Raw genomic sequence first — 16155 nt, forward strand, 5'->3', positions numbered from 1 at the left:
CGCCGTGTCCGGGGGTGGGCGGGCGCGGGCCGCCCGGAGATGACGCGCCGGCCGTTCACGTGCCGGCTCGCGCGAGCGTCGTGTAGAGGCGGTGGGTCCGCTCGGCGATGCTGCGCCAGGAGAAGTGCTCCACCGCCCTGCTCCGGCCCGCCGCGCCCATGGCGGCGGCGCGGTCCGGGTCGGCGAGCAGGAGGCCGACCCGCTCGGCGATCGCGGCCGCGAACGCGCCGGGGTCGTACGGCTCGCCGTCCGGGCCCTGTTCGACGGGGACGAGCAGCCCGGTGACGCCGTCGGCCACGACCTCGGGGATCCCGCCGGTCGCGGTGGCGACGACGGCCGTCTCGCAGGCCATCGCCTCAAGATTGACGATGCCCATGGGCTCGTAGACCGAGGGGCAGACGAAGACGGCGGCGCGCGTGAGGATCTGGATCACCTCGGGGCGCGGCAGCATCTCGGAGATCCAGACGACGCCCTTCCTGGTCCTGCCCAGCTCGGCGACCAGGGACGCGACCTCCTCGGCGATCTCGGCGGTGTCCGGCGCCCCGGCGCAGAGCACGATCTGCGCGCCCGGGTCGAACGACCGGGCCGCGCGCAGGAGGTGGACCAGCCCCTTCTGGCGGGTGATCCGCCCGACGAAGACGACGTACGGCCGGGCGGGGTCGATGCCGTGCCGGGCCAGCGCCTCGGTGTTCCGCGAGGGCGCGTACTCGGCGGTGTCGATGCCGTTGTGGATGACCCGCACCCGGTCGGGCGATATTTCGGGATACGCGGTGAGCACGTCGCGGCGCATGCCCTCGGACACCGCGATGACGGCGTCGGCCGAGGCCAGGGCGCTCCGCTCGGCCCAGGACGACAGCGCGTACCCGCCGCCGAGCTGCTCGGCCTTCCACGGCCGGAGCGGCTCCAGGCTGTGCGTGGTCACGACGTGCGGCATGCCATAGAGCGTCTTGGCGACCTGCCCGGCAAAGTTGGCGTACCAGGTGTGGCTGTGCACCACATCCGCACCCGCGCACCCGGCGGCCATCTCCAGATCGACGCCGAGAACCTGGAGCGCCGGGTTGGCGGTCTCCAGCCCGCCCGGCACCCGGTACGCCGCCACGCCCGCCTCGTCGCGGGGGGCGCCGAAGCACCGGACCCGGACGTCGGCGAGCCGGCGCAGCTCGCGCGCCAGGTATTCGACGTGGACTCCCGCGCCGCCGTACACCTCGGGCGGGTACTCGCGGCTGAGCAGATCGACACGCATGGCAGGAGCTTACGGTCGCGCCCGCCACATCAAGCCCTGACGTACGGCCGAGTGCATCGGATTCTGCGGTGGTTTGAAGTTTCTCGTCGGGAATCGCGGTGTTTTATACGAGCCTTGGCGGGTTAGGGTCCTGGCTATGAAGGTCCTCGCGATCGTGCTCGCCGGCGGTGAGGGCAAGCGGCTGATGCCGCTGACGGCGGACCGCGCCAAGCCCGCTGTGCCGTTCGGGGGGATATACCGGCTGATCGACTTCGTCCTGTCGAACCTCGCCAATGCCCATTACCTGCAGATCGTGGTGCTGACGCAGTACAAGAACCACAGCCTCGACCGGCACATCTCGCGCACCTGGCGGCTGTCGGCGATGCTCGGCAACTACGTCACGCCCGTGCCGGCCCAGCAGCGGCTCGGGCCCCGCTGGTTCGCCGGCTCGGCCGACGCGCTGTTCCAGAACCTCAACCTGATCTACGACGAACTGCCGGACCACTGCATCGTCTTCGGCGCGGACCACATCTACCGGATGGACCCCCGGCAGATGGTGGAGCAGCACATCGACTCGGGAGCGGACGTGACGGTCGCCGCGATCCGCCAGCCGCTGGCGCTCGCCGACCAGTTCGGCGTCATCGAGACCGACCCGACGCGGCGGCGCATGACGGCCTTCCGCGAGAAGCCGAAGGACGCCGTGGGCCTGCCCGACGCGCCGGACCAGATCTACGCGTCCATGGGCAACTACGTGTTCAAGACGCAGGCGCTCATCGAGGCGCTGCGCGAGGACGCGCTCGACCCCGCCGGCCACCACGACCTGGGCGGCGACATCATCCCGATGTTCGTGAAGTCGGGCCGCGCGGAGGTCTACGACTTCGCCGACAACGTCGTCCCCGGCTCGACCCAGCGGGACCGGGGCTACTGGCGGGACGTGGGGACGCTGGACGCCTACTACGAGGCGCACATGGATCTCATCTCGGCGCACCCGGTGTTCAACCTGTACAACAGCCGATGGCCCATCTACACCGGGCACGACCCGCTGCCGCCCGCGAAGTTCGTGCACAACCAGGGCGACCGGGTCGGCCACGCCCTCGACTCGCTGGTGTCCCCCGGCGTCATCGTGTCCGGCGGCACGGCGGTCCGCTCGATCCTCTCCCCCGGCGTCGTGCTCCACTCGCACTCGCTGGTCGAGGACTCGGTGCTGATGGGCTCGGTCAAGATCGGCCGGGGCGCCGTCGTGCGACGGGCGATCATCGACAAGAACGTGGTCGTCCCGGACGGCGCCCGGATCGGCTTCGACCTCGACTACGACCGGCAGCGGTTCGCGGTGACCCGCGGCGGGATCGTGGTCATCGGCAAGAACGAGATCATCGACCGTTGATCCGCCACATCGGCTCGACGACGCTCCACTGCGCCTCCCAGGCGCGGGTGGCCCGCCGCTGGTTCAGCGTACGGGTGGCCAGGACGAGCAGGGTCAGCAGGGCGGCGGCGCCGGTGGGCAGGCCGAGCCCCACCGTCATGGCGGCGACCACGGTGGTCTCCCGGTCCTGGGGCCGCCGGGTGGGCATGCCGCCGCCATCGGTCCAGATCTGCACGATCTCGCCGGCGCGCCTGCCCGGCGGCGCCTCGACGACCCCCGTGCGGTGGGCGCCGTCCGCGACGGTCCATTCCGCCCGGGCGCGGCCGACCGCGACCCCGGAGGGAGACAGCCCGCGCGCCGGGACGTCCTGAAGCAGCGTCGCCCAGGTCAGGTGGCGCGACTGCGCCTGGGCGGCCTCGGTGCGCAGTCCGTCGCCGTACGCCCGGACGCCGAAGAGGACCCCGAGCACGACGGCGACCACCACGCCCATGACGGCGATCAGCCTCACGATCGCCTCGATCCGGTCACACCGGCGGCGCAGCGGATTCCGATCGAACCCCAGCCATCGAGCGAGCCGGGCGAATGGATTCTGCGACATCTCACACCTCACAGGGTCATTACCGCTGCGAGTCCCGTTTATGCCTATTTAACAAAACTCGATGCGACACGTGCAGGTCCAATTTTCCCATGTTGACCTGCTGTAATCCCGATCTGCCCGTATAGGGGACGGTCGGACATCGCTTCTTGGCGCTATTACCGGGTTTCCGAGACGACCACCGAAGGTCCCCGAAGATAGCCGCCACCGTCGACCAGCTCGGCCCGAACCACCCACGGCGCACACGCGCAAGCAGTAACAGCCGCCACCGTCGACCAGCCCGCCCCGAACCACCACGGCGCAAGGCGTAACAGCCGCCCCGACGGCGGCCGTCACCGCCCTACGGGAGGCGGCGGCCCCGCCCGCGTAGGTCGGCGTCTGGGGTGACCGCGGCATATCGGCCAGATCTCCGGGACGATCCGGGCCATCTAGTTATACAGTCCGACGAGTGGGAAGATCACGGCCTTTCTGGCGGCTCAATCCGGCAGAGCGGAAGCTGTGGGACGCCTATCCCTCGGGAGCCTGGGTCGACCTGCGCGAGGGCGACCGCGACGACCCCTCCGCCGGGGCGAGCTGGGGGCGTGAGCGCGCGGTGCGCGCCCAGGTGATCGCCGCGCTGCTGCTGGGGGCGCGCGAGGGCCGTCCGGGCGAGGTGCCCGGGGTCCGGCTCGCCGGAGCGCGGATCGTCGGTGACCTCAACCTGTCCGACGCCGTCTTCACCTCCAAGCTGCACCTGCTGAACTGCTACCTCCCCGGCGCGGTCTCGCTCAACGACGCGCGCACCGGCGGCGTCCGCTTCCGCGGCTGCGACATCCGCAGGTTCAAGGCCGGCCGGGCGGTGATCGACGGGCTGTTCGACCTGGACGGCTCCACCGTGCACGCCGGGGTGCGCCTGGACAACACCCACGTCACCGGCCAGTTCCGGCTGTCCCGGGCCACGATCGGCACCCCCGAGGACGTCGCGCGCGGCTCGGAGAGCCACCTCGAGGACACGCGGCTCCCGTACAGCCGGGAGGAGGTGGCGGCGCGCGGGCGGACGCGCGGCGACACGGCGCTGTGGGCGGGCGGCCTGGTCGTGGACGGCGGCGCCTTCCTGCGCGACGTCCGCAGCACGGGGACGCTGCGCCTGATCGGCGCCCGCTTCAACAGCGGGATCTACCTTCAGCGCTCCGTCGTCACCTCGGCCGGGTCGTACGCGGTGCACGCCGACCACCTGCAGGCGACGACGGCGGAGTTCAGCGACGGTTTCACCGCCGAGGGCACGGTGCGGCTGCGCGGGGCGCGGATCTCCGGGGTGCTGTCCTTCCACCGCTCCGTGCTCAGGGCCCCGGAGCGGGCGCTGCACGTGAGCCACATGCAGGTGGACGAGCTGATCCTCACCCCGGCCTCGATCGAGGGGGAGGTCAACCTCGGCTACTCGCGCATCGGCGTGCTGCTCGACCGGCCCGACTCCTATCCGGGGGCGGTCAGCCTCAACGAGGCGACGTACGAGTCGCTGCGCGGGCCCGCGCAGCTGTCGGACCGGTTGGCCTGGCTGCGGCAGGACCCCGACGGGTACCGGCCGCAGCCGTACGAGCAGCTCGCCGCGTACTTCCGGCGGATCGGGCACGAGTCGGACGCGCGCCGGGTGCTCCTGGCCAAGCAGCGCGGCCGGCGGCGGACGCTCCGGTTCCCCGGCGTCCTGTGGGGCTGGCTGCTCGACGTCATGGTGGGGTACGGCTACCGCCCGTGGCTGGCCGGGGTGTGGGTGGGCCTGCTGCTGGCGCTGGGCACGGCGGTGTTCTCGGCCCACCACCCCTCGCAGATCGGCCTGGACGAGCGGCGCAGCTTCAACCCCCTGCTCTACACGCTCGACCTGCTGGTGCCCGTCAGCCTGTTCGACCAGCGCGGCGCGTGGGAGCCGGTCGGCTGGACGCAGTGGCTGGCCGGCGGGCTCATCGCGGCGGGCTGGGTCCTCGCCACGGCGCTGATCGCCGGGGCCACGCGCGTGCTGCGGCCGTCCGGGCCGTCGTGAGACGACCCGGACGGGTCGGCGGGACGGCTCAGAACGCCTCGTCCAGGCTGACGTCGCCCTCGACCGCCACCTGGTAGGCCGAGACCCTCCGCTCGAAGAAGTTGGCCAGCTCCTGGACGTCCTGGAGCTCCATGAAGGCGAACGGGTTGGCGGTGCCGTACCGGAGGGGCAGGCCGAGCCGGGCGAGCCGCCGGTCGGCGACGTACTCCAGGTACTGGCGCATGCTGTCGGCGCTCATGCCGCGCAGGCCGTCTCCGCACAGGTCGCGGGCGAAGGCCAGCTCGGCGGCGACCGCCTCCTCCATCATCCGGGTGACCTGGACGCCGAGCTCGTCGTCGAACAGGTCGGGCTCCTCGTCCCGGACCGTGTCCACGACGCTGAAGGCGAACTCCATGTGCATGGACTCGTCGCGGAACACCCAGTTCGTCCCGGAAGCCAGGCCGCCGAGCAGGCCACGGGAGCGCAGCCAGTAGACGTACGCGAAGGCGCCGTAGAAGAACAGGCCCTCGATGCAGGCGGCGAAGCAGATCAGGTTCAGCAGGAAGCGGCGCCGGTCGTCCCGGGTCTCCAGGCGGGCCAGGTCGTTGACGGAGTCGATCCACCGGAAGCAGAACTCGGCCTTGTCGCGGATCGACGGGATGTGCTCGACCGCGGCGAACGCCTTGGCCCGCTCGTCCGGGTCGGGCAGGTAGGTGTCGAGCAGCGTCAGGTAGAACTGCACGTGCACGGCTTCCTCGAACAGCTGCCTGCTGAGGTAGAGCCGCGCCTCCGGCGCGTTGATGTGCTGGTAGAGGTTGAGCACCAGGTTGTTGGCCACGATCGAGTCGCCGGTCGCGAAGAACGCGACGAGCCGGTTGATCAGGTGCCGCTCCTGCGCGTCGAGCCGGGCCAGGTCGGCCAGGTCCGAGTGGAGGTCCACCTCCTCGACCGTCCACGTGTTCCTGATCGCCGCGCGGTACCGCTCGTAGAAGTCGGGGTACCGCATCGGCCGGAGGGTCAGGTCCATCCCGGGGTCGAGCAACATCGTCGTCACGCTTTCTTCGGTGGGGGCGGTCACTGGCAGGCTTCGCAGATCTCGGGGTTCTCCAGCGAGCACGCCACCGCCGCCTCGGCCGGGACGGTCTCGGCGTTCGCGAGCACCGCGGCGGACGCGGCGGGCACGGCCGCGGGCACGGTGGTCTGGCTGATCCGGGTCGCCGGGCGGGAGCGCAGGTAGTAGGTGGTCTTCAGCCCGGACCGCCAGGCGTAGGCGTACATCGACGAGAGCTTGCCGATGGTGGGCGTCGCCATGAAGAGGTTGAGCGACTGCGCCTGGTCGATGTACGGCTGGCGGGCCGCGGCGAGGTCGATGAGCGCCTTCTGCGGCAGCTCCCAGGCTGTCCGGTAGAGGACGCGCAGCTCGTCGGGGATGCCGGGGACGGCCTGGATGGACCCGTCGGCCTGCTTGATGGCGTCGCGCATCTCCCGGGTCCACAGCCCGAGCGCCTGGAGGTCGGCCACGAGGTAGCGGTTGACCTGGAGGAACTCCCCCGACAGGGTCTCCCGCTTGAACACGTTGGACACCTGGGGCTCGATGCACTCGTAGCACCCGGCGATCGACGCGATCGTGGCCGTCGGAGCGATGGCGATCATCAGCGAGTTGCGCAGCCCGGTTTCGGCGATCTTCGCGCGCAGGGCGGCCCACTCGGCGCCGTTCTCCGCGCGGGCCGCAGGGCGGTCCGGATAGTGGTCCGGGTGCAGCACGCCCCGGGCGGCGCGGGTCTCGTCGTAGGAGGGGTGCCGCCCGCGCTCCACCGCGAGGTCGGCGGACGTCCCGTACGCGGCGAGCGCGATCTCCTCGGCGATCCGGGCGGAGAGGGCGAGCGCCTCCGGCGAGTCGAACGGCAGCCGCAGCGCGAAGAACACGTCCGCGAGGCCCATCACGCCGAGCCCGACCGGCCGCCACCTGCGGTTGGCCGCCTCGGCCTCCGGCGTCGGGTAGAAGCCCAGGTCGATGGTCAGGTCCAGGAACCGTACGGCGGTGCGGACCGTGGCGCGCAGCCGGGGCCAGTCCACCGCGCGGGCGCCCGCCGGTCCGGTGGTGAGGTGCGCGGCGAGGTTGACCGACCCGAGGTTGCACACGGCGGTCTCGGCGTCGTTGGTCACCTCCAGGATCTCCGTGCAGAGGTTGGACAGGTGGATGACGTTGTGCGGCAGCGCCGTCTGGTTGGAGGTCCGGTTGGCCGCGTCCTTGAAGGTCATCCAGCCGTTGCCGGTCTGGGCGAGGGTGCGCATCATGCGGCCGTACAGCGTGCGCGCCGGGATCTGCCGGACATACCGCCCCGCGCTCTCGGCGGCCCGGTAGGCGGCGTCGAACTCCTCGCCCCACAGGTCGGTCAGCTCGGGGACCTCCTTGGGATCGAACAGCGACCACACGCCGTCCGCCTCGACCCGGCGCATGAACTCGTCCGGCACCCAGTTGGCCAGGTTGAGGTTGTGGGTGCGGCGGGCGTCCTCGCCGGTGTTGTCCCGCAGCTCCAGGAACTCCTCGATGTCGGCGTGCCAGGTCTCCAGGTAGACGCAGGCCGCGCCCTTGCGCCGCCCTCCCTGGTTGACCGCGGCCACGGAGGCGTCGAGCGTGCGCAGCCACGGCACGATGCCGTTGGAGTGTCCGTTGGTGCCCCTGATCAGCGAGCCTCGGGCCCGGATCCGGGTCCACGCGACGCCGATGCCGCCGGCGTACTTGGACAGCCGGGCCACCTGGCCGTACCGCTCGTAGATGCTCTCCAGCTCGTCGCGGGGCGAGTCGAGCAGGAAGCACGACGAGAGCTGCGGGCGGCGGGCGCCCGAGTTGAACAGCGTGGGCGAGCTGGGCAGGTAGGCCAGCGTTGACATCAGCCGGTACAGCTCGGCCGCCTCGGCCACGCCGGACCGGTAGGCCAGGCCGCAGGCGACGCGCAGGAGGAAGTGCTGCGGGCGCTCCAGGACCCGCCGGGTGACCGGGTGCCGCAACAGGTAGCGGTCGTACACGGTGCGCAGGCCGAAGTACTCGAACCGCTCGTCCGCCGCGTGGTCCACGAGCGCGTCCAGTTCCCCGGCGTGCCGGGCGACGAACGCGGCCAGCTCGTCGTGGACCAGGCCCGCCTCGTGGGTCGCGGCCACGGAGCGGGAGAAGCCGGAGTCGCCGGTCACGCCCTGTCCGGCCGCCTCGTCGGCGATCAGCGCCGCCAGCAGGCGGGCCGCGGCCTTCGAGTTCTCCGGGTCGGTGACGACGCGCGCCGCGGCCTCCTCGATGGCCGCCCATCGGTCCTCGATCCCCGCATCCGCGATCGTGGCCAGTGTCACGTGATCTCCCCTCCCGAGTCGGAACCCCGTCAGGGGCCTCGGCGGGCGGGCGTACGCGTCGGAGCGGGCGGGCTCGCGCCAGGGTCGCGCCGGACATGATCAGATCTGGCGCGTCGCTCGTCGGCGGGCCCTCCCTCGAGGCCCGGCACAACACGCGCGGACGTCGGATCCGCGCGCACGTCGCCGGCAGGTCTTCGGACTCGCGGGCGTGGCGCGGCCGGGCCGATGGGTACGGCTCTCGCGCGCCGGTTCTACTGGCCGTCGCTTCCCGGGCCGGCGGGCGGCCCAGTGCTCGTGTGACGGCGGTCGTTCCCGCTCACCGCTGCGGGGCAGTCCCGGACTCGCACCGGGTTCCCTCTTGCCTCACCCCAGGCACGGGGTGAACCAGCGACGTGGAGGATCCTACATCTAGTGCCGGTTCTCGCAACCACCACAAGAAATTGTGTCGATACGGGGGGCCGGCCCCGGATGGCTCGCGTTCCGCCCGATCGCGCGGGCCGCGACGATCAGAGGAACCCGAGCTCCCGGAGGACCGTCTTGGCGCGGCGCTGCTCGGTGCCCAACCACTGGCGGAAGTCGTCGCCGTCGAGGTACATCGGCGTCCAGCCGTTCGCGCGGCAGGCCTCCTCCCAGCCGGGCTGGTCGGCGACGGCGCGGCACAGGTCGAGCAGCCGCTCCCGCTCCCGCCCGGGGAGGCGACCGGCCCCGAGGAGCCCGCTCCAGTTGGCGTAGTGCGTCCGCACACCGGACTCCTTCAGGGTCGGCGCGTCCACGCCGTCCAGGCGTTCCATCGACGAGACGACGAGCGGCCGCACCTGCCCGGACCTGATGGGGGCGGCCAGCTCCGTGCGGCCGCCGACCCCGGCGACGACGCTGCCCTCGGCCACCGCGGCGAGCATGTGGGAGAGGTCCGGGAACGCCGCGTAGTTGAGCCTGCGGGCGTCGACGCCCAGCCCCTGGGCGGTCAGCCCGTAGAGCACGTGGTCGAGGCCGCCGGTGTCCCGGCCGGCCAGCCGCAGCCGCCCGGGGTCGCGGATCAGGGCCGCGGCCAGGTCGTCGAAGGTGCGGAAGCGGGAGTGCGGCGCGGTGACCAGCACCATCCACTCCCCGGCGAACCTGGCCAGCGGCGACGTCCGCTCGACCAGGGTGCCGGTCCCGTTCACCGCGGCGAAGTCGACGAGGGCGGAGCCGACGACCATGAGCTCGCCCGAGGCGGGCCTGGTCACGTATCCGGCCAGCGCCCGCGCCCCGGTCTCGCCGCTGCGGGTGCGGATCTCGATCGACCCGGCGAGCCGCTGCCGCTCGATGAGGCCCTTCAGCTCCCGGGCGAACGGTCCCCCCTGTGTCGCGACCTGGGCGGGGACGAACAACGAGATGGGGCCGCCGGTCCACGGCCGGCGGCTTCCGCAACCGGCGACCAGAGGGAGCAGACCCATCCCCAGAGCAAGAAACGCGCGGCGCCTCACGTCGGTACCCCTCCCCCGAGAGTCCCTGGCACGGCCAGCGTACGACCTGTCACGATTAGTAATGAAATGTCGGAATCCCCGGGAGGATCGACGCGGGAGGGCGGGGGCGGCCGGGGCCCGGAGAATCGCAACCAGGAAATTGGAAAAACCCGCACAGGAAACCCCGAGACACCGCAACACGCGACATTCTCCGAGCAATCAAAACTTCCGCGTAGTTCAACGATTATTGACCAAACCATCGGCGACCAGGCACCACTCTAGACGATCACGATATTTATCGTGACACATAACTTTTTATCTAGACTGTCGGGGTATGTATGGCCACACTGGGGGCCGTTCGTCCGGTTTAGAGGGTGCGCATGGCGATTTATGAATATCTCTGCCCGGAGTGCGGGCCGTTCGACGTGTCCCTGCCGATGGGGACCGCGCCGCAGGCCCGGAACTGCGCCACCTGCGGAGGAAAGGCCCGCCGCCGCTACTCGGGACCGAACCTGAGCCGGGTGCATCCGGCGCTGGCCGCCGGACTGGCCGTGGAGGAGCGCAGCAGGGAGGCGCCCGAGGTCGTCCGCCGACCGGACGCGAGGTCCGGCGGCGCGCGCGAGGGCGCTCCCCGCGCGGCCTCCAAGCGGCCGGCCCGGCCGCCGCACCCGGGGTTGTCCCGGCTGCCCCGGCCCTGACCGGCCGCGATCCCGTGCGGTTCCCCGGACGGCACGGCCGGCCCCGGGACCCGATCCCGCCCCGAGCGAGCCGAACGGAGGCGGCGCCCGCCGCGCCCTCGCCGTTCCTCACCGGCGCCAGGAGGTGCGTCCCGATGGGAGATGTCGGACTTCTCTACGTCGGCGCGGTGCTTTTCATGAACGGCCTGATGCTGCTGGGCCTGGCCGAGGCCCGGGCGGCCGCGATTTTCAACCTCTTCGTCGGAGGGCTCCAGGTGGTCACGCCCACCTACCTGATCATCGCCGCGGGCGGAGGGACGAAGGAGATTCTGTCCGCATCGGGACTGTACCTTTTCGCGTTTACCTATCTTTATGTGGGAATCGGGCTTCTCGGGGGATTCGACACCACCGGCGTCGGGTACTTCTCGCTTTTCGTGGCCATCATGGCGCTGGGCTATTCGTACGCGAACTTCCGGATCCTGGGCGACCCGCCGTTCGGCGTGATCTGGCTCTACTGGTCGTTCCTGTGGTTCCTCTTCTTCCTGCTGCTCGGCCTGAAACGCGACCACCTCACCAGGTATGTGGGCGGGGTGACGGCGATCGAGGGCTGGGTCACCGGCGCGGTCCCCGCCTATCTCACGCTCACCGGCTTCTGGAAGAGCTGGAACCAGGGCCTCGTCGCGATCGTCCTCGCCGTGTTCGGCGTGGTCGTGTTCGCCGCGTTGTGGCCGCTCACCCGGCGGCGCGCCGCACCGGCCCGGTGACGCGTGCCGCGCCGGCCTCCCCGGAGGCCGGCGCACACCCATCCGCGTGACCGGGACCGTCCCGGCGCGATCCACAGAAAGGACCCGGCAATGCCGAAAGTCGTGTTCAGCATCGACCAGTCGAAGCCCATGAGCGAGCAGGACGTGCCGGGGCACAACCGCTGGCACCCGGACGTCCCCCCGGTCGCCACGGTGCGCCCCGGGGACGAGTTCCGCGTCGAGTGCCGGGACTGGACCGACTGCCAGGTGGGCAACAACGACTCGGCCAACGACGTACGCGACATCGACCTGACCAAGGTCCACATGCTGAGCGGGCCCTTCGCGGTCGAGGGAGCCGAGCCCGGCGACCTCCTGATCGTCGACATCATGGACCTCGGCCCGATCCACTACCCGGAGCGGCTCGGCGCCGTCCCCGGCCAGGGCTGGGGATACACCGGCGTCTTCGCCCGGGCGAACGGCGGCGGCTTCCTGACCGACTACTTCCCCGACGCGTACAAGGCGATCTGGGACTTCCACGGCATCCACGCGACGTCCCGCCACATCCCCGGCGTACGGCACACCGGGATCACCCACCCCGGACTGTTCGCCACGGCGCCCTCCGCCGAGCTGCTCACGCGATGGAACCGCAGGGAGCAGGCGCTCATCGACACGGACCCCCGGCGGGTGCCGCCGCTGGCCAACCCCCCGGACCCGAGCAACGCCGTCACCGGCACCGCGACCGGCGAGGTCGCCGCGCGGATCGCCCGCGAGGGGGCCCGGACGGTCCCGCCGCGCGAACACGGGGGCAACCAGGACATCAAGAACCTCACCCGGGGATCGCGGATCTTCTTCCCCGTCTTCGTCAAGGGGGCCAACCTCTCCGTCGGCGACCTGCACTTCAGCCAGGGGGACGGCGAGATCACCTTCTGCGGCGCGATCGAGATGGGCGGCTTCATCGACCTCCACGTCGACCTGATCAAGGGCGGTATGGCCAAGTACGGGGTCACCACCAACCCGATCTTCATGCCCGGCAACGTCGAGCCGCGGTACTGCGAGTTCCTGACGTTCGTCGGCATCTCGGTGGACCACGACACCGACACGAACCACTACCTCGACGCGACGGTCGCCTACCGCAGGGCGTGCCTGAACGCGGTCGAGTACCTGAAGACATGGGGATACACCGGCGAGCAGGCGTACCTGCTGCTCGGGTCGGCCCCGATCGAGGGGCGGATCAGCGGGATCGTGGACATCCCCAACGCGTGCTGCACGCTCTACCTGCCGACCGAGATCTTCGACTTCGACCTGCGGCCGACCGCCGAGGGCCCGGTGAAGAAGGACCGCGGGCAGTGCGCCGTGACCTCCTGACCCCGCCCGGCCGCACCGTACGGCTCCCGCCCCGGGATCGGGGCGGGAGCCGTGTTCACGCGGGCGGCGCGGGGACGCCTACTCGACGGTGACGCTCTTGGCCAGGTTGCGCGGCCGGTCCACGTCGCGGCCGAGCGCCACGGCGGCGTGGTAGGCGAAGAGCTGGAGCGGGATCGTCAGCAGGATGGGGTCCAGCTCCGTCTCGTTCTTGGGCACCACGACGCAGTCGTCGGCCGCGTCCGCCGCCCGGTGGCCGATCATCAGGATGCGCCCGCTGCGCGCCCGGATCTCGCCCAGGGTGGTCAGGTTCTTGTCCAGCAGCTCGTCGTCGGGGACGATCGCCACGGTCGGCATGTCCGGGTTGATCAGCGCGAGCGGCCCGTGCTTCAGCTCGCTCGCCGGGTACGCCTCGGCGTGGACGTAGGAGATCTCCTTGAGCTTCTGCGCGCCCTCGCGGGCCACCGGGTATCCCCGGACCCGGCCGACGAACATCATGCTCGGCGACTGGGCGTACTTCTCGGCGAGGGTCTTGATCTGCTCGTCCAGCTTGAGGATCTGCTCGATCTGCTCGGGCAGGCGGCGCAGCCCCTCGCAGATCCGCCGGCCGTCCGCCGGGGACAGGTCGCGCACCCGCGCCAGGTGCAGCGCGAGCAGCGCGAACGACACCGCGGTCGAGGTGAACGCCTTCGTCGAGGCCACCGACACCTCGGGGCCCGCGTGCAGGTAGAGGCCGCCGTCGCACTCGCGGGCGATCGCGCTGCCGACCGTGTTGACGATGCCCAGCACCCGGCCGCCCTTGCGCTTGAGCTCCTGGACGGCGGCGAGCGTGTCGTACGTCTCCCCGGACTGGCTGATCGCGACGTAGAGCGTGTCCGGCTCGACAACCGGGTTCCGGTACCGGAACTCCGAGGCGGGCTCGGCGTCGGCGGGGATGCGGGCGAGCTCCTCGATCAGCTGCGCGCCGATCTGCCCCGAGTAGTACGCCGACCCGCAACCGATGATCTTCACCCGCCGGAACGACCGGGTCTCCCTGGCGTCCATGTTGAGCCCGCCCAGGTGGGCGATGTGGAAGCGGTCGTCGATCCGGCCGCGCAGCGTGCGGGCGACCGTGTCGGGCTGCTCGGAGATCTCCTTCAGGAGGTAGTGCTCGTAGCCGCCGTTGTCGTAGTGGCCGGTGTCCCAGTCGACGGTGAAGGGCTCCTTGGCGGTCTCCCTGGCGTCGCTGGTGAAGGTGTGGAAGCCGTCGGCCCGCAGCACGGCCAGCTCGCCGTCCTCCAGGTGGACGACCTGCCGGGTGTAGCGCACCAGCGCGGCGACGTCGGAGGCGGCGAACATCTCCTTCTCACCGATGCCGAGGACGATGGGGCTGCCGTTGCGGGCCACCACGATCTCGCCGGGCCGCTGCGCGTCGATCACGGCGATGCCGTACGTGCCGACGATGCTCTTCAGCGCGCGGCGGACGGCGTCGTCGAGGGAATCGGTCTCTTTGACGGCCCGCGCGATGAGGTGGCACAGGACCTCGGTGTCGGTCTCGCTCTCGAAGGTGGCGCCCTCGGCCTCGAGCCGCTGGCGGAGCGCGTCCGCGTTCTCGATGATGCCGTTGTGCACGACCGCGACGCGCTGCTCGGGGTCGAGGTGCGGGTGTGCGTTCACGTCGCTCGGCACGCCGTGCGTGGCCCACCGCGTGTGCCCGATGCCGCACGCGCCCTTGAACCGGGCCGGCACGGCCTCCGCCAGGTCGGACACTCGGCCCTTGACCTTGCGCATCTTCAACGACTTGCCGTTGACCACGGCGAGGCCCGCGGAGTCGTACCCGCGGTACTCCAGCCGCTGGAGACCTTCGAGCAGGATGGGGGCCGCGTCCTTCGGCCCTACATAAGCGACGATTCCGCACATATCCGCTCCTATCCGTAGACGATCCGGCGGAGCTGACGTAGAGACAGCTCCGGTGCCGCGACGCGCCTTCCCGAAAGCTCGGCCGAGATCCTCGGGAAGATCTTGTCGTTGGAGAACCCCTTCGACTGGAGCTCACCGTGGCGGCGTCGCACGTACTCGTCCACGGGCTCGCCGAAGTAGGTGAGCACGTCGGCCACGACTCGCGCCGCCTCCCCGGGACCGAGCGCCGTCGTCCGGGTCAGGTGAGCGATGAGGTCCTCATGGGGATGCCGCTGCGTCGACACAGAGCAGGACCTTACGGATGGGAGATGGACAACTCCAAGTTTCATGCCCGAAATCGGGCAGAAATCAGTATCTCAGAGCGCTCCGCGATCGCCATGGCCGGGTTCTCGCTCGGCTCTCCCTTTCTTCCCCGACACGCGGAGCCGTACCCGAACGGGCCCGGCCGTCCGCCGACCTTGCACGGGCAGTGGCCGGAAGGCGATAGAGTCTTCCGCGTGGCCGGGACTTCTCCCGGAAACACGCGGAAGTGGCTCAGTGGTAGAGCATCACCTTGCCAAGGTGAGGGTCGCGGGTTCGAATCCCGTCTTCCGCTCGGTTTATCGGCGGCACCTCGGTGCGGCCTGTGATCCTGGTGGAGTGGCCGAGAGGCGAGGCAGCGGCCTGCAAAGCCGCGTACACGGGTTCAAATCCCGTCTCCACCTCTAGCGGACGGCACGGGCACTCCGTCTGATCCGCTAAAGTAAAGAAGGCGTCGGCGAGGGAAACCTCAACCGATAGCGCGGAAGTGGCTCAGTGGTAGAGCATCACCTTGCCAAGGTGAGGGTCGCGGGTTCGAATCCCGTCTTCCGCTCGCAGTTCCTGCACGGACGATTAGCTCAGCGGGAGAGCGCTTCCCTGACACGGAAGAGGTCACTGGTTCAATCCCAGTATCGTCCACCATCGTCGAAGACCCCGTGCCGCTCAGCGGCACGGGGTCTTCGCGTTTCTCCCCCACTTCCGTCGTCCCGAACGGATGCGTCCCGGGCCGGAGCGCCAGACGGACGCCGAGGGCGGGGTGAGGCGGGTCAGTAGGACTGGAGCTCGACGAGGTTGCCGTCGGGGTCGCGCAGATGAGCGGTGCGGCAGCCGGGACCCCATTCGGGCCGGAAGGTCGGGGGCACGATCACGGTGCCGCCGTGCCGGACGGCGACCAGCGCCGCCATCTCGATGTCCTCGACGGTGAGGACCAGCGCCACCATGTCGGGACCCGCGGCGTCGACGGGAAGGCGCGGCGCGCCGGTCACGGCGTCCATGAGCGAGCGCTCGAACAACGACAGCAGGCCCTGGTCTCCGAGGTCCCAGTGGGCGTAGGGCCCGTCTGTCGTCCCCTTGGTCAGGTGCGCGCCGAGAACGCCGGTGAGCAGGCCGTCGTAGAAGCGGAGGCATTCGGCGAAACGGGTGACCAGCAGGCGGGGATAGAGAGCGTCCACGAGAATTCCTTGGTAAGAACCAATAATTTACAGTGCCCT

At 70.7% G+C, this 16155-nt stretch carries 13 protein-coding genes, 4 tRNA genes and 1 riboswitch; of the genes, 9 read left to right on the forward strand and 8 right to left on the reverse strand.

What is annotated here, in order from left to right; genetic code table 11:
* Positions 1-55 precede the first annotated feature (55 nt).
* Positions 56-1243, reverse strand: coding sequence for a glycogen synthase (gene glgA, locus AWQ71_RS17115; RefSeq protein WP_067134261.1), 1188 nt, complete (start codon positions 1241-1243; stop codon positions 56-58).
* A gap of 73 nt (positions 1244-1316) precedes the next feature.
* On the opposite strand from glgA, the gene glgC reads away from it, so the two are divergent.
* Positions 1317-2606, forward strand: a complete 1290-nt coding sequence (glgC, locus tag AWQ71_RS17120) for a glucose-1-phosphate adenylyltransferase (RefSeq protein ID WP_281196197.1) — start codon at positions 1317-1319, stop codon at positions 2604-2606.
* Here glgC and AWQ71_RS17125 read toward each other — a convergent pair.
* On the reverse strand, positions 2593-3183 hold the full coding sequence (locus AWQ71_RS17125; RefSeq protein WP_067134264.1) for an Rv1733c family protein: 591 nt from the start codon (positions 3181-3183) through the stop codon (positions 2593-2595). The genes glgC and AWQ71_RS17125 overlap by 14 nt on opposite strands.
* Positions 3184-3628: 445 nt before the next feature.
* On the opposite strand from AWQ71_RS17125, the gene AWQ71_RS17130 reads away from it, so the two are divergent.
* A complete protein-coding gene (locus tag AWQ71_RS17130; protein ID WP_067134267.1) occupies positions 3629-5194 on the forward strand; it encodes a hypothetical protein in 1566 nt (521 codons plus the stop codon).
* A 28-nt stretch (positions 5195-5222) separates the two neighbouring features.
* Here AWQ71_RS17130 and AWQ71_RS17135 read toward each other — a convergent pair whose 3' ends face one another.
* From AWQ71_RS17135 to AWQ71_RS17145, 3 genes are all read right to left on the reverse strand, one after another.
* A complete protein-coding gene (locus AWQ71_RS17135; protein ID WP_067134430.1) occupies positions 5223-6218 on the reverse strand; it encodes a ribonucleotide-diphosphate reductase subunit beta in 996 nt (331 codons plus the stop codon).
* A gap of 29 nt (positions 6219-6247) precedes the next feature.
* A complete protein-coding gene (locus tag AWQ71_RS17140) occupies positions 6248-8518 on the reverse strand; it encodes a ribonucleoside-diphosphate reductase subunit alpha (protein ID WP_067134270.1) in 2271 nt (756 codons plus the stop codon).
* Positions 8519-8686: 168 nt separating this feature from the next.
* Positions 8687-8922, reverse strand: a riboswitch (cobalamin riboswitch).
* A gap of 102 nt (positions 8923-9024) precedes the next feature.
* On the reverse strand, positions 9025-9954 hold the full coding sequence (locus tag AWQ71_RS17145; protein WP_067134273.1) for a Bug family tripartite tricarboxylate transporter substrate binding protein: 930 nt from the start codon (positions 9952-9954) through the stop codon (positions 9025-9027).
* 389 nt (positions 9955-10343) lie between these two features.
* Between AWQ71_RS17145 and AWQ71_RS17150 the strand changes: the two genes are divergently transcribed.
* From AWQ71_RS17150 to fmdA, 3 genes are all read left to right on the forward strand, one after another.
* Positions 10344-10661: an FmdB family zinc ribbon protein gene (locus AWQ71_RS17150; protein ID WP_067134276.1), complete on the forward strand. Its 318-nt coding sequence runs from the start codon at positions 10344-10346 to the stop codon at positions 10659-10661.
* 134 nt (positions 10662-10795) lie between these two features.
* The gene (locus tag AWQ71_RS17155) at positions 10796-11404 is read left to right on the forward strand and encodes an AmiS/UreI family transporter (protein ID WP_067134279.1); all 609 of its coding nucleotides are present in this window, start codon (positions 10796-10798) and stop codon (positions 11402-11404) included.
* A gap of 90 nt (positions 11405-11494) precedes the next feature.
* Positions 11495-12748, forward strand: a complete 1254-nt coding sequence (gene fmdA / locus AWQ71_RS17160; protein WP_067134282.1) for a formamidase — start codon at positions 11495-11497, stop codon at positions 12746-12748.
* Between the two features lie 78 nt (positions 12749-12826).
* Here fmdA and glmS read toward each other — a convergent pair whose 3' ends face one another.
* Positions 12827-14644, reverse strand: a complete 1818-nt coding sequence (gene glmS / locus AWQ71_RS17165; protein WP_067134286.1) for a glutamine--fructose-6-phosphate transaminase (isomerizing) — start codon at positions 14642-14644, stop codon at positions 12827-12829.
* An 8-nt stretch (positions 14645-14652) separates the two neighbouring features.
* The gene (locus AWQ71_RS17170; protein WP_157570398.1) at positions 14653-14928 is read right to left on the reverse strand and encodes a hypothetical protein; all 276 of its coding nucleotides are present in this window, start codon (positions 14926-14928) and stop codon (positions 14653-14655) included.
* A gap of 239 nt (positions 14929-15167) precedes the next feature.
* Between AWQ71_RS17170 and AWQ71_RS17175 the strand changes: the two genes are divergently transcribed.
* From AWQ71_RS17175 to AWQ71_RS17190, 4 genes are all read left to right on the forward strand, one after another.
* A tRNA-Gly gene (locus tag AWQ71_RS17175) sits at positions 15168-15239 on the forward strand.
* 38 nt (positions 15240-15277) lie between these two features.
* Positions 15278-15348, forward strand: a tRNA-Cys gene (locus AWQ71_RS17180).
* A gap of 77 nt (positions 15349-15425) precedes the next feature.
* A tRNA-Gly gene (locus AWQ71_RS17185) sits at positions 15426-15497 on the forward strand.
* A 14-nt stretch (positions 15498-15511) separates the two neighbouring features.
* Positions 15512-15586 (forward strand) — tRNA-Val (locus AWQ71_RS17190).
* Between the two features lie 125 nt (positions 15587-15711).
* Here the strand turns inward: AWQ71_RS17190 and AWQ71_RS17195 are convergent.
* Positions 15712-16116, reverse strand: coding sequence for a VOC family protein (locus AWQ71_RS17195; protein ID WP_067134290.1), 405 nt, complete (start codon positions 16114-16116; stop codon positions 15712-15714).
* Positions 16117-16155 lie beyond the last annotated feature (39 nt).

The organism is Microtetraspora malaysiensis, from assembly GCF_001528665.1.
GTDB classification, from domain to species: Bacteria; Actinomycetota; Actinomycetes; order Streptosporangiales; family Streptosporangiaceae; genus Microtetraspora_A; species Microtetraspora_A malaysiensis.